The following is a 21326-nucleotide window of genomic DNA, read 5'->3' as shown; positions in this document are numbered from 1 at the left end:
CGAACATGACCGACGCATTGAACTGGAAACCCGCCGCAGCCCCCCAGGCCGAGCCCATCGACGGCCGCTTCATCCGCCTGGAAAAGCTCGACCGGGCGCGCCATGGCGACGACCTCTGGGAGGCGCTGCAAGGCCCGGCGGCCGACCCGGTGCTGTGGGACTACCTGCCCTATGGCCCGTTCACAGAACGTGCCGCCTTCGACCGTTGGCTGGAAGGCAACGCCGCTGGCCGCGACCCGCTGTTCTACACCGTCATCGACCGCGCCAGCGGCCAGGCCCAGGGCATCCTGAGCCTGATGTCGATCGTGCCCGACCACGGCCGCATCGAAATCGGCCACATTGCCTTCGGCGCCGCCATGCAGCGTACGCCCAGGGGCACCGAGGCGGTGTACCTGCTGGGTAAGCTGGGCTTCGAGCTGGGCAACCGCCGGCTGGAGTGGAAGTGCAACAACGCCAACGCACGCTCCAAGCGTGCGGCGGAGCGGTTTGGCTTTGTGTTCGAGGGGGTTTTCCGCAAGCACCTGGTGGTGAAGGATCACAACCGGGATACGGCGTGGTATTCGATTACCGATGATGAGTGGCCGGCGCTGGCGACCGCGTTCGAGCGCTGGTTGAGTGAAGAGAACCAGCGGCCGCAAGGCCAGGTGCGGACACTTGAGGACTGCCGTAGGGGGTGAACGGCATAACCGATCACGGGCCGGCAGGCCCGCGATCGGTGCAAGCCCGGTTATCTGATCGGGCTCGCACGCCTGACGACGCCCATCTGCAAACCGAACGGTTTGAATACCGCGTTCAACGATTTGAGCGTGGGGTTACCGTCCCCCTGCTCGATCTGAATGAGCGTTCGCACGGAAATCTTGCACATCAGCGCAAACTGGGTCTGCTGCATCTTTGCAACTTCTACGCGCAGGCGGCGAACGGCAGTACCCAGCTCGATTGTGCCGTCGGCAATACCTTCGCGCACGCCATCGATCATCAGACCTCGGGCATCGATGGAAACCGTCATGCCAACCCCCACTCCGCCATCCGGCGCTCGAGCTTGCCCAGCGCAATTGCCGGGTGATTCATCACTGCCTCCGGGAGCCCAAGGCCGGACAAGATATCGGGCAATGCCAATAGGTGCCGGGCCTCCTGACGCAGACGCTGGTAAGCCTCATCCGGATCGATGAATTCGGCCAGCGCAACACAGGCTGCTTGCCAGTCGATTTCGCCTGCTCTTTCGATCAAAGCGGGCCACTTCGTCGTTCTGGTTACTCCTTCCTGATCCATCACCATCGGTGCCAAGTCGTAAATGGGTGCAAGACGCACCGTGTCGCGGGTACGAATGATCGCTGTATTACGTCCATGGTTATCGGCGTTACCCAGGATCTTGTTGATCAGGTCGCGCCGCAGGTAATCCGCGATCAGATCAGGCACCTCTTTACCCTGCCCGGCCATCTTCCACAAGCCAACGAGCGTCTCGATCACCTCCAAATGCCCCATCCGGCTACCGGGTTCGGTTACACCACACAAGGAATACATCGATTCCACGGCAAACCGCTGTACTCCCTGATCGGTAACCTGACGGTCAAAGCGTTCCATCCACAGGCTGGGCTTGGCTCCCTCTTCCAGCGCCATGTGTTCACTGGCCACCGTCTCGATGCCAAGCTGCTGCAACGCCCTGTAATAGAGGTACTCGGCCCGCAGGATCTCCTGATCATCGGCCAAGGCCTGGTGCCTGGCGAACTTGATGAACCAATGGCGACAGGCCCTCTCATCCGCAAGCACCGCGTCCGGGTACAGCTGGCCGTTTTCATCTTCGGTCATCAGCAGCTTTGGCGCCTCTCCACCGGCGCCTGTCGCGCCACCTATGGCCGCACCCTGCTCGTAGGCGTACTCCAGAAAACGTTGATCGCGAACGATGACGTCCTGGCGGGTAAAACCGATGGGGTCCGCAAGGTCCAGTAACTCAGCCGACTCCCTGATGCGCATATTGCCAATCGGAGCTGGGGTGGAGCGCCCTAGCAGAAACAAGTCTTCCCCCATGCCTGCCGGTTTTTCACGACCGATATGCCTCAGCAGAAAACGCTTCGCAGCCCCTGCAGGCGCGATGTCGTAAAGGAATGCAGGAGCATGCGGTAGACGATGAGAGCCAAAGTCCACCGGGAGCTTGGCACTGGCCGCCTGGCTGAACAGGCTGTCGTACGCATGCAGATTGGTCTTGACGTAGTTGGATGTGTATCCGAACTCGCAAGGACTGGAGAGGCTTCTTTCCGGTTCGGCGAAGGCGATGGCAATAGCATCATGCCATTTACCTTGGTCATGTAATTGGAGCGTGAGTCGGTACATTGGCCACCTGCAATTTACTGCATGTATTCGATCAGCCTCAGCCGTCAGCCTGCAGTATAGTGCAGATGTTTTTCTGAACCACACCCAATTTATGCATTTTAGTGCAGATTATGGAGGCTTTGGCGCCTGTAATCTGCACTAAATTGCATATTGTTCCATAAAAAAAGGGGAGCATTCCGCTCCCCAGAGGTTAACCGCTTGTAGATGAAGGCTTATCTCAGCCTTCGATCTCGATCAGGATCTCGCCCGGTGTCACGCGGTCGCCCTTGGCCACGTGGATGGCCACGACCTTGCCAGCGATACCCGCCTGCACTTCGGTCTCCATCTTCATGGCTTCGGTGATCAGCACGGCCTGGCCGGTCTTGACCATGTCGCCTTCCTTGACCAGCACATCGACGATGTTGCCTGGCATGGTGGTGCTGACATGGCCCGGGGCACTGGCCTGCTTGCGCTTGCTGCTGCCGCCGCCGACGAATTCGTTGAGCGGCTCGAACACCACTTCTTCCGGCATGCCGTCGATCGACAGGTAGAAGTGGCGCTTGCCTTCGGCCTTCACGCCCACACCGGTGATGTCGACGCGGTAGGTTTCGCCGTGCACGTCGATGACGAACTCGGTCGGTACGCCTTCACCGCTATGAGACGCCACTGCGCCCGCTTCAGGAATTGGCAGCAGGACTTCAGGGGTCAGGGTGCCGGCTTCGCGTTCTTCGAGGAACTTACGGCCAATGTCCGGGAACATGGCGAAAGTCAGCACGTCTTCTTCGCAACGGGCCAGGGCGCCAATATCGGCACGCAGCTTGGCCATTTCCGGCTTCAGCAGGTCGGCCGGGCGCACGTCGATCACTTCTTCACTGCCGATCGCCTGACGGCGCAGCTGCTCGTTGACCACGCCCGGAGCCTTGCCGTAACCGCCTTGCAGGTACAGCTTCACCTCGTTGGTGATGGTCTTGTAGCGCTCGCCGGCCAGCACGTTGAAGAACGCCTGGGTACCGACGATCTGCGAGGTCGGGGTTACCAGCGGTGGGAAGCCGAGGTCTTCACGCACGCGCGGGATCTCGGCAAGCACTTCGTTCATGCGGTTGAGGGCGCCCTGCTCCTTGAGCTGGTTGGCCAGGTTGGAAATCATGCCGCCCGGTACCTGGTTGACCTGCACGCGAGTGTCCACGGCGGTGAACTCGCTTTCGAACTGGTGGTACTTCTTGCGCACGGCATAGAAGTACAGGCCGATTTCCTGCAGCAGCTCCAGGTCCAGGCCGGTATCGAATTCGCTGCCCTTGAGCGCGGCAACCATCGACTCTGTACCCGGGTGGCTGGTGCCCCAGGCGAAGCTGGAGATGGCGGTGTCGATGTGATCGGCGCCGTTTTCCACAGCCTTCAGCTGGCACATTGCGGCCAGGCCGGCAGTGTCGTGGGAGTGGATGAACACCGGCAGCGACTGCTCGGCCTTCAACGCCTTGACCAGTTCGCCGGTGGCGAACGGGGTCAGCAGGCCGGCCATGTCCTTGATCGCCACCGAGTCGCAACCCATGGCTTCCATCTGCTTGGCCTGCTTCACGAAGGCTTCGATGGTGTGTACCGGGCTGGTGGTGTAGGCGATGGTGCCCTGGGCATGCTTGCCGGCCGCCTTGACCGCTTCAATGGCCACGCGCAGGTTACGCACGTCGTTCATCGCATCGAAGATGCGGAACACGTCGATACCGTTGACCGCTGCCTTGGCGACGAACGCCTTGACCACATCGTCGCTGTAGTGGCGGTAGCCCAGCAGGTTCTGGCCGCGCAGCAGCATTTGCAGGCGGGTGTTGGGCAGTGCCGCGCGCAGCTTGCGCAGGCGCTCCCACGGGTCTTCCTTGAGGAAGCGCACGCAGGCGTCGAAGGTGGCGCCACCCCAGACTTCCAGCGACCAGTAGCCGACCTTGTCGAGCTTGTCGCAGATCGGCAGCATGTCTTCGGTACGCATGCGGGTGGCCAGCAGGGACTGGTGGGCGTCGCGCAGGATCGTGTCGGTTACGTGAATTTTCTTGGACATTATGGGATTCCTCACAGGCCTGCGTGGGCGGCGATGGCGGCGGCGATGGCCAGGGCCAGCTCTTCGGGTTTGCGCTTGATCGAGTAGTTGGTCAGTTCCGGGTGGCTTTCGACGAAGCTGGTGTTGAACTGGCCGCTACGGAATTCGGGATTGCGCAGGATTTCCTGGTAGTACGCGGCGGTGGTCTTCACCCCTTGCACGCGCATGTCGTCCAGGGCCCGCAGGCCGCGGTCCATGGCTTCTTCCCAGGTCAACGCCCACACCACCAGTTTCAGGCACATGGAGTCGTAGAACGGCGGAATGGTGTAGCCGGTGTAGATCGCCGTGTCGGTACGCACGCCCGGGCCGCCGGGGGCGTAGTAACGGGTGATCTTGCCGAAGCTGGGCAGGAAGTTGTTCTTCGGGTCTTCGGCGTTGATGCGGAACTGCAGCGCGTAACCGCGGTGCTGGATGTCTTCCTGCTTGACCGACAGCGGCAAGCCCGAGGCAATGCGGATCTGCTCACGGACGATGTCGATACCGGTGATTTCCTCGGTGATGGTGTGTTCCACCTGCACCCGGGTGTTCATTTCCATGAAGTACACCTCGCCATCGGCGAGCAGGAACTCCACGGTACCGGCGTTCTCGTAGTTCACTGCCTTGGCCGCACGCACCGCCAGGTCGCCGATGTAGGCGCGCTGTTCGGGGGTGAGCTGTGGGCTCGGGGCGATTTCGATGAGCTTCTGGTTGCGGCGCTGGATCGAGCAGTCGCGCTCGAACAGGTGCACGACGTTGCCAAAGCTGTCACCGAGGATCTGCGCCTCGATGTGCTTGGGGTTGACGATGCACTTTTCCAGGAACACTTCCGCAGAACCAAAGGCCTTGGTAGCCTCGGAGATGACGCGGGGGAAGTTCTGTTCCAGTTCTTCACGGCTGTTGCAACGGCGAATACCACGGCCACCACCACCAGAAGTGGCTTTGAGCATGACCGGGTAACCGATGCGGTCACCTTCACTCAGGGCTTCGTGAATATCGGCAACGTTGCCTTCGGTACCCGGGGTTACCGGTACACCGGCGGCGATCATGGTGCGGCGTGCTTCGGTCTTGTCGCCCATGCGGCGAATGACCTCGGCGGCCGGGCCGATGAACTTGATCCCGCGCTCGGCGCAGATCTCTGCCAGTTCAGCGTTTTCCGACAGGAAACCATAGCCCGGGTGCAGGGCATCACAGCCGGTTTCCACAGCCAGGTTCACCAGCTTGCGCGGGTTCAGGTAACCGGCCAGCGGCTCGGCACCAATGCTGTGGGCTTCGTCGGCGCGCTTGACGTGCAACGCGTGGCGGTCGGCGTCGGAATAGATCGCCACCGAGCGAATGCCCATCTCGGCGCAGGCACGCACGATCCGAACTGCAATTTCACCTCGGTTGGCGATCAGGATTTTTTTTATCACTGGAGTCTTCCCAAAGCCGTAGGAACAGTCGAGCCGGTTCTCCCGGTCGGCGCGTGACCAGACGTTGCTGGCCAGTCGCACATTCACCCTAGCGCTGTAGATTGATAAACAAAAATCAATATTTGTTAGGGGCTGTATTAGCAAAAGCTTATAGTGCGGTAACAAGGTGTTGCCGAAGGGCGGATAAAAATGCGTAAGTCCTTGATGCGTATGACTTTGCGTCAATTGCAGATCTTCAACGAGGTATGCGATTTGCGTTCGTACAGCCGTGCGGCGGAAGAGATGGCGCTGACGCAACCCGCCGTTAGTCTACAGATCCGCCAGCTCGAAGAGCTGATCGGCCAGCCGCTGTTCGAGTACGTGGGCAAGAAGCTCTACCTGACCGAAGCTGCCGAGGCCCTGCAACGCGCCAGCCGCGATATCTTCGGGCGCCTGGAGAGCCTGGACATGCAGCTTTCGGACATGCAGGGCTCATTGCAGGGGCAGTTGAAACTGGCGATCGAGTCCAGTGCCAAGTACTTCGTGCCACACCTGTTCGCGGCCTTCAAGCAGCGTCACCCGGAGGTCAACCTGACCCTGACGGTGGTCAATCGCGCCCAGGCCATCCGCCGCCTGTCGGACAACCGCGACGACCTGATCATCATGTCCATGGTGCCGCAGGACATGGGCCTGGAGTTTCTGCCGTTCCTCAACAACCCGATCGTCGCGGTGGCGCCGCCCGAGCACCCGCTGTGCAAGCTGGAGCAACTGCGCCTGCAGGACCTGGAGCCTCATACCCTGCTGGTCCGCGAACAGGGTTCGGGCACGCGCAAGGCTTGCGAGGAATACTTCAAGGACAAGCGCGTGCATTTCACCCAGACCCTGGAGGTGGCCTCGGCCGACGCCCAGCGCGAATGCGTGATCGCCGGCCTGGGCATTGCCATGCTTACCCGCCATGCGGTCAACCTGGAGCTGGCCACCGGTGTGCTGAGGGAGCTGCCCGTGGAGGAACTACCCCTGTACCGCAGCTGGTGCGTGGTGCAGTCCAAGGCCAAACGGCAGTCGCCGGTGGCCTTGGCCTTCCTGGCGTTCATCCGCAGCGAACGTGCGCTGATCAGCGCACTGGTTGAGCGTTTTTCGGGGAAGCTGCTGCCGACGCCTGCCAGACCGTGAGCTCTTGCAGCTCGGGGTAATCCACTAGTTCGCGGAGCAGTTGACGTTGGTCGCAATAGCTCTCGATCGCGCGGCGGTATTCCATGCGGCGCTGATCCTTTTCCTGCTGCTTGCGAGCCTTGGCGCTGGGTTGGTACGTACCGTCGAAGTCACGAGCCATTGCCTGTCTCCCAGATAGGATGCGGGAGTTTCAGACTGGCTTGAGTGGTTTACGGTTTGGCTGTGGAATGGTGACAAAACAGTGAATTTTTGCTGCCTGTGCTGGCCCTATCGCCGGCAAGCCAGCCCCCACAGGTACTCCACAGGACTCGAGGCCTGTGGTGACTGTGTGGGAGCCCGGCTTGCCGGCGATAGGGCCAGCACAGGCAATGCAGATCAGTCGTCGGTAGCCTTGATCGACTTGGGCGACAAGCGCAGGCTGCGCAAGCTGCGCTTCACACTCTTCAGGTGGTTGACCAGGCTCGGCCCGCGCGCCATGGCCACGCCCATGGCCAGCACGTCGATCACCACCAGGTGGGCGATACGCGAGGTCAGCGGGGTGTAGATTTCGGTGTCTTCATGCACGTCGATCGCCAGGTTGACCGTCGACAGCTCCGCCAGCGGTGTCTGGCTGGGGCACAGGGTTATCAGGTTGGCGCCGCTCTCACGGACCAGGTTGGCGGTGATCAGCAGGTCCTTGGAACGGCCCGACTGGGAAATGCATACCGCCACATCACCCGGCTTCAGGGTCACCGCCGACATCGCCTGCATGTGCGGGTCGGAATAGGCTGCCGCGCTGAGCAGCAGGCGGAAGAACTTGTGCTGGGCATCGGCCGCTACCGCACCGGAGGCGCCAAAGCCATAGAACTCCACACGCTGCGCCTGGGCCATGGCGGTCACCGCCTGCTGCAGCGCCTGCGGGTCGAGGTGCTCGCGCACTTCCATCAGGGTGTGCAGCGTGGTGTCGAAGATCTTCAGGCTGTAGTCGGCGACCGAGTCATCTTCATGGATGGCGAACTGGCCGAAACTGGCCCCCGCAGCCAGGCTCTGCGCCAGCTTCAGCTTCAGGTCCTGGAAGCCCGAGCAACCGATCGCGCGGCAGAAACGCACGATGGTCGGTTCACTGATACCCACGCTGTGCGCCAGGTCGGCCATGGAGCTGTGCATGACGGCAGCCGGGTCGAGTAGCACGTGGTCGGCTACTTTGAGTTCCGATTTGCGCAGCAGGTGGCGCGATTGGGCGATATGTTGCAACAGATTCACAGGCTGGACTCGGTTATGATCGGCTGGCCGGGTTGTAGCTATCTTGTAGTTATACTACATGGACGCCAACCCGCCCAGTTAAACGAACGTGGAGAGTGGTGGTTTGACTATTCCTTGCGACATTCTGGTCTTCGGCGGCACCGGCGATCTGGCCCTGCACAAACTGCTTCCGGCGCTCTACCACCTGTTTCGCGAGGCCCGTCTGAACAACGCCGTGCGCATCATCGCGCTGGCACGACGCAACTTGCCACGTAACGATTATCTCAAGCTCGCCGAGCGCCATTGCCGGGCACAAATTGCCCGCAACGACTTCGACGAAGAGGTCTGGCAGCGGTTTTCCGCGCGGGTCGACTATTTCGCCATGGATGCTTCGCAAAGCGCCGACTTCGGCCGCCTGGCGCGCTACCTGGGCGAACCCGGCGGCTTGACGCGCATCTTCTACCTGGCCACCGCCCCCAACCTGTTCGTGCCGATTGCCAAGCACCTGCGTAACGCCGGCCTGGCCGACGCCGAAGCGCGCATCGTGCTGGAAAAGCCGATCGGCCACTCGCTGGAATCGGCTACCGCCATCAACGAAGCGATTGGCGCAGTGCTGGAGGAAAACCAGGTATTTCGCATCGACCACTACCTGGGCAAGGAAACCGTGCAGAACCTGATGGCCCTGCGTTTTGCCAACGCCCTGCTGGAGCCGGTGTGGCGCAACAATCAGGTCGACCACGTGCAGATCAGCGTTTGCGAGACCCTGGGTGTAGAGAACCGCGGCGCCTACTACGACCGCGCCGGGGCGACCCGCGACATGTTGCAGAACCACCTGCTACAGCTGCTATGCCTGGTGGCCATGGAGCCGCCCGCGCAGTTCGAGGCCGAAGCGGTGCGTGACGAGAAGGTGAAGATCTTGCGGGCCCTCAAGCCCATCACTGGCCAGGACGTGCAGGACAAGACCGTACGCGGCCAGTATGGCGCCGGGCGCATCGGCGGCCAGGAAGTGCCGGCCTATTACTTCGAAAAGGACGTCGACAACGACAGCGACACCGAAACCTTCATCGCTATCGAGGCGCACATCGACAATTGGCGCTGGGCGGGCGTGCCCTTCTACCTGCGGACCGGCAAGCGCATGGCACGGCGCTCATCGCAGATCGTCATCCAGTTCAAGCCGGTGCCCCACGAGCTTTTCAATGGCGGCCAGGTCAACCAGCTGCTGATCCAGCTGCAACCGGACGAACGCATCAGCCTGCGCATGATGACCAAGAGCCCGGGCAAGGGCATGCGCCTGGAACCTGTGGACCTGGACCTGAATCTGGCCCAGGTGTTCAGCCAGACCCGCCGCTGGGACGCCTACGAGCGCCTGCTGCTGGATGTGCTGGAGGGCGACTCGACGCTGTTCATGCGCCGCGATGAAGTGGAAGCGGCCTGGGCCTGGATCGACCCGATCATCAAGGGCTGTGAAGAGCACTTCCAGGCACCGCGACCGTACCCGGCAGGCAGTAACGGGCCGGAGCAAGCCAACAGCCTGCTGGCCAGGCACGGCAGGCACTGGCATAGCTGAAGCACTGCCCTGCTCCCGTGGCAGGCTAAAGGGCAGAAAGTAGCCCCAGCGCGCTGGCGCTACTTTCAACCCGAGACAGGAGCAGACAATGGCTACTATCACCAACCTCGTTGCAATCAACGACATCGCCCACGGCAAGCAGGTTTTCAGGGTTCATGGCACCGTTACGGTCGCCTCTCCGGCCATCGAACCGGTGCTGGTCGAGCCCAAGCTGCGCCACCGGGGTGGCTGGGAAGTGCTGGAGCTAAAGCTGCTGGATAGCGGCGCAATCACCCCGCAGGTGCTGACCGAAAAAGCCGTGGTTTTCGAACGTGCAGGCGGCACTGGCTGGAAAACCGTGGAGATCATCCATGCCGACGGTTCGCAGCGCTGCGAAATTCGCACCATCGAGGCGATTGACTGAGCCGCTGCCTGTCAGGCCGCCCGAGCGGTGGCCTGGCACCTGCCATCGGCTCGATGAACGGGCATGCGGCAGGTGAATATTTATACAGTAGAGGTTTGCCCCATTTCCTGCCGCGCCCTAGAATGGCCCGATGCGCACAGACGACCTCTCCCTCCTGCTGAATTCCCTCAACGATGCCCAACGCCAGGCCGTAGCGGCCACGCTCGGGCGTCAACTGGTGCTTGCTGGCGCCGGTTCCGGTAAAACCCGCGTGCTGGTGCACCGCATTGCCTGGCTGATCCAGGTGGAGCAGGCATCGCCGCACTCGATCCTGTCGGTGACCTTCACCAACAAGGCCGCGGCAGAAATGCGCCAGCGGATCGAGCAACTGCTGGGCATCAACCCGGCGGGCATGTGGGTCGGCACCTTCCACGGCCTGGCCCACCGCCTGCTGCGGGCCCACTGGCAGGAAGCACGGCTGGTGCAGAACTTCCAGATCCTCGACAGCGACGACCAGCAGCGCCTGATCAAGCGGGTGATGCGCGAGCTGGGCCTGGACGAGCAGAAATGGCCGGCACGCCAGGCCCAGTGGTTCATCAACGGGCAGAAGGACGAAGGCCTGCGACCACAGCATATCCAGGCCGGGGGCGACCTGTTCCTGTCGACCATGCGCGACGTCTATACCGCCTATGAGCAGGCCTGCGAGCGCGCCGGGGTCATCGACTTCTCCGAGCTGCTGCTGCGCGCCCTGGACCTGTGGCGCGACCACCCGGGCTTGCTGGAGCACTACCAGCGGCGCTTCCGCCACGTGCTGGTGGACGAGTTCCAGGATACCAACGCCGTGCAGTACGCCTGGCTGCGCCTGCTGGCGCGCGGCGGTGACAGCCTGATGGCGGTGGGCGATGACGACCAGTCGATCTACGGTTGGCGCGGTGCCAAGATCGAGAACATTCACCAGTACACTGCCGACTTCCCCGACGCCGAGATGATCCGCCTGGAGCAGAACTACCGCTCCACTGGCGGCATCCTCAAGGCAGCGAACGCGCTGATCGCCAACAACAGCGGGCGCCTGGGCAAGGAGCTGTGGACCGACATGGGCGAAGGCGAACCGCTGACCCTGTATGCGGCCTACAACGAGCACGACGAAGCCCGCTACGTGGTGGAAACCATCGAGAGCCTGGTCAAGCAGGGCAATGCGCGCAACGAGATCGCCATTCTGTACCGCTCCAACGCCCAGTCGCGGGTGCTGGAAGAAGCCCTGCTGCGCGAACGCATCCCCTACCGCATCTACGGTGGCCAGCGCTTCTTCGAGCGCGCCGAAATCAAGAACGCCATGGCTTACCTGCGGCTGATCGAAGGCCGTGGCAACGATGCAGCCCTGGAGCGGGTGATCAACGTGCCGCCACGTGGCATTGGCGAAAAAACCGTCGAAGCCATCCGCGAGCACGCCCGCCACAGCCAGGTGTCGATGTGGGAGGCCATGTGCCAGCTGCTCGCCGCCAAAGCCCTGAAAGGCCGCGCGGCCAGTGCCCTGGGTGCGTTCATCGAGCTGATCGAGGGGTTGGCGGCGAAGGTCGTGGACATGCCACTGCATACCATGACCCAGACCACCATCGAGCAGTCCGGGCTGATCATCTATCACCAGGAAGAAAAGGGTGAGAAGGGCCAGGCACGGGTAGAAAACCTTGAGGAACTGGTCAGCGCAGCGCGCAACTTCGAATCCACCGAAGAAGACGCCGACCTCTCGCCACTCTCGGCGTTCCTCGGCCACGCCTCGCTCGAGGCAGGCGATGCCCAGGCCGACGAGCATGAAGACAGCGTCCAGCTGATGACCTTGCACAGCGCCAAGGGCCTGGAGTTCCCGTATGTGTTCCTGGTGGGCATGGAAGAAGGCCTGTTCCCGCACAAGATGAGCCTGGAGGAGCCTGGCCGCCTGGAAGAGGAACGCCGCCTGGCTTATGTGGGCATCACCCGCGCCATGCGCCAGCTGGTCATGACCTACGCCGAAACGCGTCGCCTGTATGGCAGCGAGACCTACAACAAGGTGTCACGTTTCGTACGCGAAATTCCGGCAGGCCTGGTTCAGGAAGTGCGCCTGTCCAACAGCGTCAGCCGCCCGTTCGGCGGGGCCAAGACGGCCACGAACAGCAACCTGTTCGCCAATGCCAGCATTCCGCAGACCCCGTTCAATCTGGGCCAGCGTGTTCAGCATGCGGTGTTTGGCGAGGGTGTGATCCTCAACTTCGAAGGCTCCGGCGCCCAGGCGCGGGTGCAGGTGAATTTTGCCGAAGGCAGCAAGTGGCTGATGCTGGGGTATGCCAAGCTCGAGGCCATCTAAAAGCCTGCGCGGTCCCTTGTAGGAGCGGCCTTGTGTCGCGATAGGGCCGCAAAGCGGCCCCACAATCGTGGCGTTGACACTGATATCTCGGGGCTGCTTCGCAGCCCTATCGCGACACAAGGCCGCTCCTACAGGTCCGTCATAAGCACCTTGTAACATTCAGGCAAAAGCTCGAAACATTATGTCGCTGGTCATGTGCCCGGGAACCTGTGCACCATGACGCGCGTGCAATCCACAACAGGGGATATCCCACTTATGCAACGTTTTCTTAGCATCGCTCTGGCGCTCTGCGTCGGCCTGACGCTGAGCCTGGACGCCAACGCCAAGCGTTTTGGCGGCGGCAAGAGCTCGGGCTCCGCGCCTATTCACCAGACCCGCCAGGCCACGCCAACCACGCCTGCCGCCGCGCCGACCGCACCTGGCCGTGCCGCCCCGGCCGCCAGCGGTGCTTCGCGCTGGTTGGGCCCTCTGGCCGGCCTCGCCGCCGGTGGCCTGCTGGCTTCCATGTTCATGGGCGACGGTTTCGAAGGCTTCCAGATCATGGACTTCCTGATCGTGGCGCTCATCGCCTTCCTGGTGTTCCGCTTCATCGCCGCGCGCCGTCGCCAGCAGCAGCCGCAAATGGCCATGCCGGGCCATGCGCCGATGCAGCGTGAAGCTCACGCGCAGCCTGCCCAGCCGTCGATCTTCGGTGGTTCGGCCGCACCTGCTGCCGCAGCCGCCCCGGTGATCACCGCCCCGGCCTGGTTCAACGAGCAGAACTTCCTGGCTGCTGCCCGTAACCACTTCCAGGCGCTGCAGCAGCACTGGGACGCCAACGAGATGGACAAGATCGCCGAGTTCGTCACCCCGCAGATGCTCGAGTTCCTCAAGCGCGAGCGCGCCGAACTGGGTGATGGCTTCCAGTCCACCTACATCGACAACCTCGAGGTACAGCTGGACGGTGTCGACGACCGCGCCGACCGTACCGACGCCACCCTGACCTTCCGTGGCGTGTCGAAGAACTCGCGCTTCGACCAGGGCGAAGTGTTCAGCGAAAGCTGGCACATGGTTCGCGCCCAGGGCGAAAACCAGCCTTGGCTGGTGGCCGGTATCCGTCAAAACGGCTAACCGCTGCGTGCTGCACAAAAAACCCCGGGCCTGTCCCGGGGTTTTTGCTTTTGCCAGAGTGGCCTACTAGGGTATAACGCGCAGCGTTGTCATCTAGGTCAGAGGAAGTGAACCGTGGAAGAAGTGATCGAACAACTCCGTGAAGCCAACGAGCCAGTGCCGGTGCCCCTTGAGCTTCCCGACGAGGACCAGCTGGTCGAGATCGAAGAAGAGCTGTTCATCAACATTCCGTTCGTGTTCAAAGAGTTCCTGCTGACCGTCAGTGACGTGGTGTATGGCTCACTGGAGCCGGTGACCGTTACCGACCCACAGTCGCATACCTACCTGCCAGAAGTCGCCGCCAACGCCTGGGATGCCGGCGTGCCACGTGACCTGATTCCGCTGTGCCAGGACGGCGACAACTACTACTGCGTCGAAGAGGATGGCACCGTGGTGCTGTGGGATGCCGAAGAGGAAATCGTCGGTGAAGACAGCTGGGAATCGGTGTGGCACTGGGCGCGGGATGTCTGGCTGGAGAGCTGATTCCAACCTCTGATTTGATGCTGCCTGTGCCGGCCTCTTCGCGGGTAAACCCGCTCCCACAGGTACTGCACAGGTGTTGAGCATTGTGCAGTACCTGTGGGAGCGGGTTTACCCGCGAAGAGGCCGGCACAGGAATAGGAAAAAATATGGCCTAGTGCCATCAATGTAGTCAAAATCGCCAGGCTTTCTGCGCCTGGCGAAATCGCTACCGCTCCATCCCCTCGGACGACGGTGAAATCTTGCGCAGGGAGCATTGCCCCCTTCAGTGCGTATTCTCGCGGCTGTTCTCCAGCGTCTCCAGCAAGGCAATCTGCATGCGCGTATGCACGCGGATAAACCAGCGCCACAGCAAGGCCACCACCACCGCAGCCACCACGGCAATCACCAGCAGCAGCTCGCTGGTGGGCAGAATGCTCGCCGACAGCGCCGACAGCAGCAGGAAAATCACCAGCAGCGACAACAGCGGAATCACCTCGGCAATCACACGGCGCACGCGCTGGGTATGCCGCCCGGCCATTTCCGGTTTCACCCCCATCTCCGCCAGCAGCATCGACAGTGCCTTGAGCTTGCGATAGGCAGCAATCAGGAACGGCAGCGACAGCAACAACGCTGCCCCCCAGATCAGCGCTTTCTGTTGGCTGGCATCGCTGACCCACTCGCTGAGCCAGTTGCCGATACGCCCGGCGAAATAGCCACCACTGAAGAAGATGGCGATCACCAGCGCCAGGTTCACCCCAACCTGCAACAGGATGCGCCGGATCATCGCCGCGAGCATGGCGCCCTCGCCCTGCGGCTGGATGCTGCGCAACCATTCGCCATACAACGACAGCACCCGCGCCAGGCGGCTGGGCACCACCTTGCCCAGCTTGAGTGACAGCGGGTCGGCGGCACGGATCAGGTAGGGTGTCAGCAGCGTGGTGATTGCCGATACCGCCACAGCCACCGGGTAAAGGAAGTCGCTGGTCACCTGCAGGGTCATGCCCAGCGCGGCGATGATGAAGGAAAACTCGCCAATCTGCGAAAGCCCCATGCCCACCCGCAGCGATGTGCGCCCGTCATTTCCGGCAATGAACGCGCCCATGCCACACGACAACATCTTGCCCAACACCACCGCCAAGGTAATGACCACGATCGGCCAGGCGTAGTCGATCAGCACCTGGGGGTCGATCATCAGGCCGATGGCGACGAAGAAGATGGCGCTGAACAGGTCGCGTACCGGTTCGATCAGGCTCTCGATCTTCAGTAACTGGCGCGACTCGGCCATGATCGCACCAATCAGGAAGGCGCCAAGCACCATGCTGTACTCGAGCTTCACCACCAGCAGGCAGAAGCCGAAGCACAGGCCCAATACGGTTATCAGCAGCATCTCGTTGCTTTCGAACTTGGCCACGTAGGCCAGCAGGCGCGGCACCAGCAGGATGCCGATGACCAGCGCAACGATCATGAACAGCGACAGCTTGCCGACAGTGGAGAACACCTCGCCCGAGCTGACCGTGCCGCTGACGGCAATGCCCGACAGCAGGGCGATGATGCCGATACCGAGGATGTCCTCGACGATCAGCACGCCGAATATCAGCTGGGCGAAACGCTCGTTCTTCATCTTCAGGTCGTTGAGCGCCTTGACGATGATGGTGGTCGAGGAAATCGCCAGGATGGCGCCGAGGAACAGCGAATCCATGGTGTTCCAGCCGAACCAGCGGCCGATCTCGAAGCCGATCCAGATCATCAGCACGATTTCCAGGAACGCCGCGATGAACGCCGTGGCGCCTACCTTGAACAGCTTGCGCAGGCTGAATTCGAGCCCCAGGCAGAACATCAGGAAGATCACCCCCAGCTCGGCGAGGGTCTTGATGGTGTCTTCGTCGTGGATCAGGCCGAACGGTGGGGTGTGCGGGCCGATGATGAAGCCGGCGACGATGTAGCCCAGCACCACGGGCTGCTTGAGGCGGTGGAAGAGAATGGTGACCACGCCAGCAACCAGCATGATGACTGCCAGGTCCTGGATGAAGCTGATGGCATGCATGGCGTGATACTCCTTTTCTCGTCCGTTGCTGGATGCCTGGACAGACCGCTCCTCTGCCAAGGCAACCCTGAGCGAGCAGCAAGTACATACTGTTTTGAATGCAGGAAAAGCCCATGTTGCATGGGTGTAGTCAGGTTAACATCGCACCCCGCCGCAAAAAGGCGGTGCAATATGCAGAAACAGATCGGCTGGAAAAGCGCCGCTGATGGCATGATCGGCGTGACGATGGAGCGTCAGCCAACGTCCCGTACCAGGAAGGCAAATTCAAAAGAGGGGAACAGAAGTGTCTGCAGATAATGCCCCCCATTCGCCCGATTCAGCGCAACCTCACCGTGAGCACACTATGGAACCTGGAAACGCCCAGCTGAGCATGACCGTCCTGATGACCCCGGACATGGCCAACTTTTCTGGCAACGTACATGGCGGCACCCTGCTCAAGTACCTCGACGAAGTGGCCTATGCGTGCGCCAGCCGCTATGCCGGCAGCTATGTAGTCACCCTGTCGGTCGACCAGGTGATCTTCCGCGAGCCGGTGCACGTGGGTGAACTTGTGACCTTCCTGGCGTCGGTCAACTACACCGGCAACACCTCGATGGAGGTGGGCATCAAGGTGGTGACCGAGAACATCCGCGAGCGCTCGGTGCGCCATTCCAACAGCTGCTTCTTCACCATGGTCGCGGTCGACGACAACCGTCGCCCGGTGCAGGTGCCGCCGCGCCAGCCGCAAAGCAGTGAAGAAAAGCGCCGCTTCCTGCAGGGCCAGCAGCGCCGACAGATCCGCCAGGAGCTGGAAAAGCGCTACCAGGACCTGAAAACCGACGCGATTTAAAGCGCCAGCAGCTGTGCCTCGAAGCGCACCCTCGGGTGCGCAATGCGGTCCTGGGCCCGCACCAGCTGCAGTTCATAGCTGGAGCAGGCCTGGGTTTCGAGCAGCACTTCGTGTACGGCCGCAGCGGTGAATTCGAACGCCTGCACCCAGCTGTCGCCGAGCAGAACGCGGGCCAGGAACAGGCCTGAAGTCAGGTCACCCACCCCTACCGGCTGCCGCGGGAACGCCAGCAGCGGGCGGCGCAGGTGCCAGCTTTGCTCGGCGGTCACCAGCAGCATCTCGAACTGGTCTTCGGCGCGCCCGGGGTAGGCCAGGTGCTTGACCAGCACCACCTGCGGCCCGCGCTGCAACAGGCTGCGCGCCATGTTCACGCAGTCCTCCAGCGACTGCGCTCGGCGGCCACAGAAGCTGTCCAGTTCCAGCTGGTTGGGGCACAGGATGTCAGCTCTGGCAGCCGCCTCGTCGAGCAGGAACTCGCTGACTTCCGCTGGCACGATGCAGCCCTTCTCAGGGTGCCCCATGACCGGGTCGCAAAGGTACAAAGCCTTTGGGTTGACTGCCTTGATGCGCTCGACGCCGGCCAGAATCGCCCGACCTTGTTCGGCGCTGCCCAGGTAACCGGACAGCACCGCGTCGCAATGGCCCAGTTCGCCGATGTTGGAAATGCCTTCCACCAACGCAGGAATTTGCGCGGGGGCAAGCACTTCACCCGCCCACTGGCCATACTGTGTGTGATTGGAGAACTGCACGGTATTGAGCGGCCACACATTGACCCCGATACGCTGCATGGGAAACACCGCGGCGCTGTTGCCGGCGTGGCCGAACACCACGTGGGACTGGATGGCGAGCAGGTGCGGGGTACGTTTCATGCGGGAGGTTTCCAAAGCTGTTTCAGGGATTGTGCGCAACGCAGTATGAACTCGATTGCCACCTGTACGACAGGCCAGGGACGCAGTTAAGCTGGATCGACCTGTTTGGAGCATACGCAAATGTTGACCCTGGAAAACCTCTTCGTCCTGATGCTGGTCGCCACGGCAGGCGCCTGGTTGTGGCACAACCACGGGTTGCGCGAGAAAGCCCTGGAACGGGTCAAACAGCATTGCGCCAAGCTCGACCTCGAACTGCTCGACGACGCGGTCGCTCTCAAGCGTATCGCCTTTGTCCGTGACGCCAACGGCCGCAAGCGCCTGGCGCGCGTCTACGCATTCGAGTTCACCGTCACGGGCGAACAGCGCCACCCCGGTACCGTGACCCAGTTCGGCGCCCACAGCGTGCAGATCGAACTGGCGCCCTACCCGTTCGAGATCAAGACCCCACCACGCACCGACAATGTCATCGAGATGCAGCAGTGGCGCCAGGAGCACAACCGCTGGCGCAACTGATCAGCTGACACGACATTCGCTCAACCCGGCCTGCAGCGCGGATTGCGATTGCGGCTGGTCGAAAATCAGCTCGATACGCGTATCCCTGCGCCAGTCGCTGGGCTGCCAGGCGGGCATGTCCCCATTCAGGCCATTGAATGATTGCCAGCCCTCCACGCTGTGGATAACCCCCTTCGCGCGCCGCCACGGCCAAGCCCGCAAGAACGCCTGCAGCCGCTGTGGATAAAACTGCTGGCCAGGGTGCCAGCGCCAGCCGATGCTCCAACCTCCCTCTCCCTGCTGGGCAAGACAGATAGGCTGGCCGGGGTCTGCCCATAGCGCTGCCGGTGGATTTACAAGATTGTCGACAATCCTGTTATCCACAAGCGAGCTGTCGACAATGCCATGGGGTACAGCCGGAAGGTCCGACAAGGGCAGCCTACCTTGGACGGTCCAGAATATTTTCTTTTTATGAAATTTATTAGTTATCAACAACTTAGTGCTTTCATCCACAGCCTCTGATTTGTTCAAGACAACGCTTTCAGCAGCATCGAACGCCTGCTGTTGATCCTCCGGAAGCTGCTCGTTCCGGACCATCGACTGCGTGTCCACGACCATCAGCAATGGCTGTATTGTCAGCACTCCAGCCCAAGGGGCTTTTTGCAACTGAGCAAGCAACTGCAAGGGATGACCCAGCCCGGACGGCTCGATGAACAGCCGGTCAGGGCGGGATTTGCGCAGCAGTCGGCCCAGGCCCACCTGGAACGGCATGCCATTGACGCAGCACAGGCAGCCACCTGCGACCTCGCCGATGGCGATGCCGTCTTCGTCACGGCTGAGCAAGGCCGCATCCAGGCCTACCAGGCCGAATTCGTTGATCAATACAGCCCAGCGCTCATTGGCCGGGCGCTGGGCCAGCAGGTGACGGATCAGGGTGGTCTTGCCGGCCCCCAGCGGGCCGGCAATCACGTGGGTGGGAATGTTCTGCAGCATGGGGCGGCTTCGGGCGATGGTGATGCCTCACTATGCGCTGTCAGGCCAGCCAGTCAAGGCTGAGCAGCAGGCGCCCCAGCTGCCCCGACGGCGAACGATGCACCAGGCCCGCACCTTCGTTGCCCTGCCACTTCTCACCTTTGAGCACAGCCACGTCGCCAGCTTGCAGGTGCTGAACGTTATCCACAGGCAGTATTGCTGTGTGTAAGTTGTCACGAGGGCTCGCGTCCTCTTTCAACCACTCGCTACCTGGGCCTGCGTAGGTAGTGAGCAGACGCAGCGGAACGTTATCCACATGGAAGCGCGGGCACATCGGGCCTGTCAGTACCCGCAGGCGCAAACCTACCCGTTGCGCACCCACCAGGCAGGTATAGGCCGCCACCAGCCAGGCCACATCCGCCACGAATGCCTCATAGCCGTGCAAGTCGGCCGCTTCGCGCAAGAGTTCGGTGAATACCGGCATGTGCTGCTCGTCCACATCGATGACGCGCTGGTCTGCCAAGGGCTGGCCGAGGCTGACTACCAGCGCGGCAAAGTCCTCCAGTTGTGGCGGCAAGCGTCGGCGCCATACCGCCAGGTTCACGCCATCCTGCAGCACATCGCTCAGCACCTGCGGTGTCTCGCCAAATACCTGAAAAATATCCACAGGCTTGCGTGCAGGGTTCATGCTGCGGCCTCCTCATGCCATGGACCGAACGGATCGGGCAGGCGCAACCAGCCCATGTGCCCCAATTCCATTTCCTGATCGGTCAAAAGGCATGCATCGAGTGCTGTGGATAATTTTTCGAAGTCGATATTCTGCCCGATGAACACCAGTTCCTGGCGGCAGTCACCGCTCTCGGCAACCCAGTTCTTCAAGATCGCGGTGGTGTTATCCACATCCTGTGGCCACTGCTCGCGCGGCACGAAACGCCACCAGCGGCCCGCCAGGCCATGGCGCATCATGCCGCCTGCCTGCGACCAGCTGCCGGCCTCCTGGTATTTGCTGGCCAGCCAGAAAAAACCTTTGGAACGCAGCAGTCGGCCATTGCTCCAGGGCGTGTGGATAAAGTCGAAAAAGCGCTGTGGATGAAGGGGGCGCCGGGCCTGCCAGGTGGTGGCGGCAATGCCGTACTCTTCGGTTTCCGGCACATGCTCGCCGCGCAACTCTTGCAGCCAGCCCGGTGCCTGGGCGGCCTGGTCGAAGTCGAACAGGCCGGTGTCAAGGATGCGTTCCAGCGGTACCTGGCCCATGACCATGGGCACGATCTGCGCCCGGGCATTGAGGCTGCGCAGAATGGCCATGAGCTCTTCGCGCTCGTGCTGGCTGATCAGGTCGATCTTGCTCAGCAACAGTACATCGGCGAACTCGACCTGCTCGATCAGCAAGTCACTGATCGAGCGCTCGTCCTCCTCACCAAGGGTTTCGCCACGGCTGGCCAGGCTGTCTGCTGCCTGGTAATCACGCAGGAAGTTCAGGCCATCGACCACAGTGACCATGGTGTCCAGGCGCGCCATGTCGGACAGGCTACGGCCCTGTTCGTCGCGGAAGGTGAAGGTCTCGGCCACCGGCAGTGGCTCCGAGATCCCCGTGGACTCGATCAGCAAATAATCGAAACGCCCTTCTTCGGCCAGCCGCGCCACTTCCTCGAGCAGGTCTTCACGCAGCGTGCAGCAGATGCAGCCATTGCTCATCTCCACCAACTTCTCCTCGGCACGGTTGAGGCTTACGTTGCGCTGCACCTCGCTGGCATCAATGTTGATTTCGCTCATGTCATTGACGATGACCGCAACCCGCAGGTTGTCGCGGTTACGCAGCACATGGTTGCGCAAGGTGCTCTTGCCGGCGCCAAGGAAGCCGGACAGCACGGTGACAGGGAGACGGTTGGACATGGCGAAACCTCTTCAGGCGAGCGCATTCGAAACGATGCATTGCACAATGTTATAAAGTAACAATACAATTTCGCCAAGCCGTTCGTGACGAACGAGTGCCCCCGGGAGGATAAATGACCCGCCAAGTGCCAGGGTGCCCCTCCCGGCATTGCAGCTTGATCGGTGGTGGCCGCTG

General features: G+C 61.8%; 20 protein-coding genes. 9 read left to right on the top strand and 11 right to left on the bottom strand.

What is annotated here, in order from left to right; translation table 11 throughout:
- The first annotated feature begins 5 nt into the window (after positions 1-5).
- Entirely contained in the window at positions 6-677 is a 672-nt protein-coding gene (locus CAG00_RS10805; RefSeq protein ID WP_085664250.1) for a GNAT family N-acetyltransferase, read from the top strand.
- A gap of 50 nt (positions 678-727) precedes the next feature.
- On the opposite strand, the gene CAG00_RS10800 is transcribed toward CAG00_RS10805, so the two are convergent.
- The 4 genes from CAG00_RS10800 to CAG00_RS10785 form a co-directional block, all read right to left on the bottom strand.
- Complete coding sequence (locus tag CAG00_RS10800) at positions 728-1006, bottom strand: helix-turn-helix transcriptional regulator (protein WP_085588857.1); 279 nt, start codon at positions 1004-1006, stop codon at positions 728-730.
- A complete protein-coding gene (locus tag CAG00_RS10795) occupies positions 1003-2328 on the bottom strand; it encodes a type II toxin-antitoxin system HipA family toxin (RefSeq protein WP_085664249.1) in 1326 nt (441 codons plus the stop codon). Before CAG00_RS10795 ends, CAG00_RS10800 begins: the two co-directional genes overlap by 4 nt.
- Before the next feature lie 217 nt (positions 2329-2545).
- Entirely contained in the window at positions 2546-4354 is a 1809-nt protein-coding gene (gene oadA, locus CAG00_RS10790) for a sodium-extruding oxaloacetate decarboxylase subunit alpha (protein ID WP_025341144.1), read from the bottom strand.
- 11 nt (positions 4355-4365) lie between these two features.
- On the bottom strand, positions 4366-5781 hold the full coding sequence (locus tag CAG00_RS10785; RefSeq protein WP_013974837.1) for an acetyl-CoA carboxylase biotin carboxylase subunit: 1416 nt from the start codon (positions 5779-5781) through the stop codon (positions 4366-4368).
- A gap of 189 nt (positions 5782-5970) precedes the next feature.
- On the opposite strand from CAG00_RS10785, the gene CAG00_RS10780 reads away from it, so the two are divergent.
- On the top strand, positions 5971-6933 hold the full coding sequence (locus tag CAG00_RS10780; protein WP_046615347.1) for a LysR family transcriptional regulator: 963 nt from the start codon (positions 5971-5973) through the stop codon (positions 6931-6933).
- Here the strand turns inward: CAG00_RS10780 and CAG00_RS29050 are convergent.
- Entirely contained in the window at positions 6875-7093 is a 219-nt protein-coding gene (locus CAG00_RS29050) for a PA3496 family putative envelope integrity protein (RefSeq protein WP_075046785.1), read from the bottom strand. The genes CAG00_RS10780 and CAG00_RS29050 overlap by 59 nt on opposite strands.
- 215 nt (positions 7094-7308) lie before the next feature.
- A complete protein-coding gene (gene hexR / locus CAG00_RS10770; protein WP_011536461.1) occupies positions 7309-8175 on the bottom strand; it encodes a transcriptional regulator HexR in 867 nt (288 codons plus the stop codon).
- Between the two features lie 103 nt (positions 8176-8278).
- On the opposite strand from hexR, the gene zwf reads away from it, so the two are divergent.
- The 5 genes from zwf (at position 8279) to CAG00_RS10745 (ending at position 14073) form a co-directional block, all read left to right on the top strand.
- Positions 8279-9721 (top strand): glucose-6-phosphate dehydrogenase, encoded by a 1443-nt coding sequence (gene zwf, locus CAG00_RS10765; protein ID WP_025341145.1) that lies wholly within the window; start codon positions 8279-8281, stop codon positions 9719-9721.
- 88 nt (positions 9722-9809) lie between these two features.
- Positions 9810-10124: a hypothetical protein gene (locus CAG00_RS10760; RefSeq protein ID WP_085664248.1), complete on the top strand. Its 315-nt coding sequence runs from the start codon at positions 9810-9812 to the stop codon at positions 10122-10124.
- A 130-nt stretch (positions 10125-10254) separates the two neighbouring features.
- Positions 10255-12441, top strand: coding sequence for a DNA helicase II (gene uvrD, locus CAG00_RS10755; protein WP_085664247.1), 2187 nt, complete (start codon positions 10255-10257; stop codon positions 12439-12441).
- 255 nt (positions 12442-12696) lie between these two features.
- Positions 12697-13551: a Tim44 domain-containing protein gene (locus CAG00_RS10750; RefSeq protein WP_085664246.1), complete on the top strand. Its 855-nt coding sequence runs from the start codon at positions 12697-12699 to the stop codon at positions 13549-13551.
- A 114-nt stretch (positions 13552-13665) separates the two neighbouring features.
- Positions 13666-14073: an SMI1/KNR4 family protein gene (locus CAG00_RS10745; protein WP_025341149.1), complete on the top strand. Its 408-nt coding sequence runs from the start codon at positions 13666-13668 to the stop codon at positions 14071-14073.
- Positions 14074-14335: 262 nt separating this feature from the next.
- Here CAG00_RS10745 and CAG00_RS10740 read toward each other — a convergent pair whose 3' ends face one another.
- Positions 14336-16096, bottom strand: a complete 1761-nt coding sequence (locus CAG00_RS10740) for a cation:proton antiporter (RefSeq protein WP_075046791.1) — start codon at positions 16094-16096, stop codon at positions 14336-14338.
- A 343-nt stretch (positions 16097-16439) separates the two neighbouring features.
- Here CAG00_RS10740 and CAG00_RS10735 point away from each other — a divergent pair, with 343 nt between their 5' ends.
- Entirely contained in the window at positions 16440-16925 is a 486-nt protein-coding gene (locus CAG00_RS10735; protein ID WP_003260046.1) for an acyl-CoA thioesterase, read from the top strand.
- Here CAG00_RS10735 and pdxY read toward each other — a convergent pair.
- Positions 16922-17794, bottom strand: a complete 873-nt coding sequence (gene pdxY, locus CAG00_RS10730; RefSeq protein ID WP_085664245.1) for a pyridoxal kinase PdxY — start codon at positions 17792-17794, stop codon at positions 16922-16924. The genes CAG00_RS10735 and pdxY overlap by 4 nt on opposite strands.
- A gap of 120 nt (positions 17795-17914) precedes the next feature.
- On the opposite strand from pdxY, the gene CAG00_RS10725 reads away from it, so the two are divergent.
- On the top strand, positions 17915-18307 hold the full coding sequence (locus tag CAG00_RS10725) for a DUF3301 domain-containing protein (protein ID WP_015272369.1): 393 nt from the start codon (positions 17915-17917) through the stop codon (positions 18305-18307).
- Here the strand turns inward: CAG00_RS10725 and CAG00_RS10720 are convergent, their stop codons facing one another.
- The 3 genes from CAG00_RS10720 to zigA are packed head-to-tail and all read right to left on the bottom strand — an operon-like array spanning position 18308 to position 21151.
- On the bottom strand, positions 18308-19279 hold the full coding sequence (locus tag CAG00_RS10720; RefSeq protein ID WP_085664244.1) for a GTP-binding protein: 972 nt from the start codon (positions 19277-19279) through the stop codon (positions 18308-18310).
- 40 nt (positions 19280-19319) lie between these two features.
- A complete protein-coding gene (locus CAG00_RS10715; RefSeq protein ID WP_085664243.1) occupies positions 19320-19946 on the bottom strand; it encodes a DUF1826 domain-containing protein in 627 nt (208 codons plus the stop codon).
- Positions 19943-21151, bottom strand: a complete 1209-nt coding sequence (gene zigA / locus CAG00_RS10710) for a zinc metallochaperone GTPase ZigA (protein WP_085664242.1) — start codon at positions 21149-21151, stop codon at positions 19943-19945. Before zigA ends, CAG00_RS10715 begins: the two co-directional genes overlap by 4 nt.
- Positions 21152-21326: the final 175 nt, after the last annotated feature.

Source organism: Pseudomonas sp. B5(2017), assembly GCF_002112825.1.
GTDB lineage: Bacteria > Pseudomonadota > Gammaproteobacteria > Pseudomonadales > Pseudomonadaceae > Aquipseudomonas > Aquipseudomonas putida_Z.
This window is presented reverse-complemented; position numbering and strand designations above follow the sequence as displayed.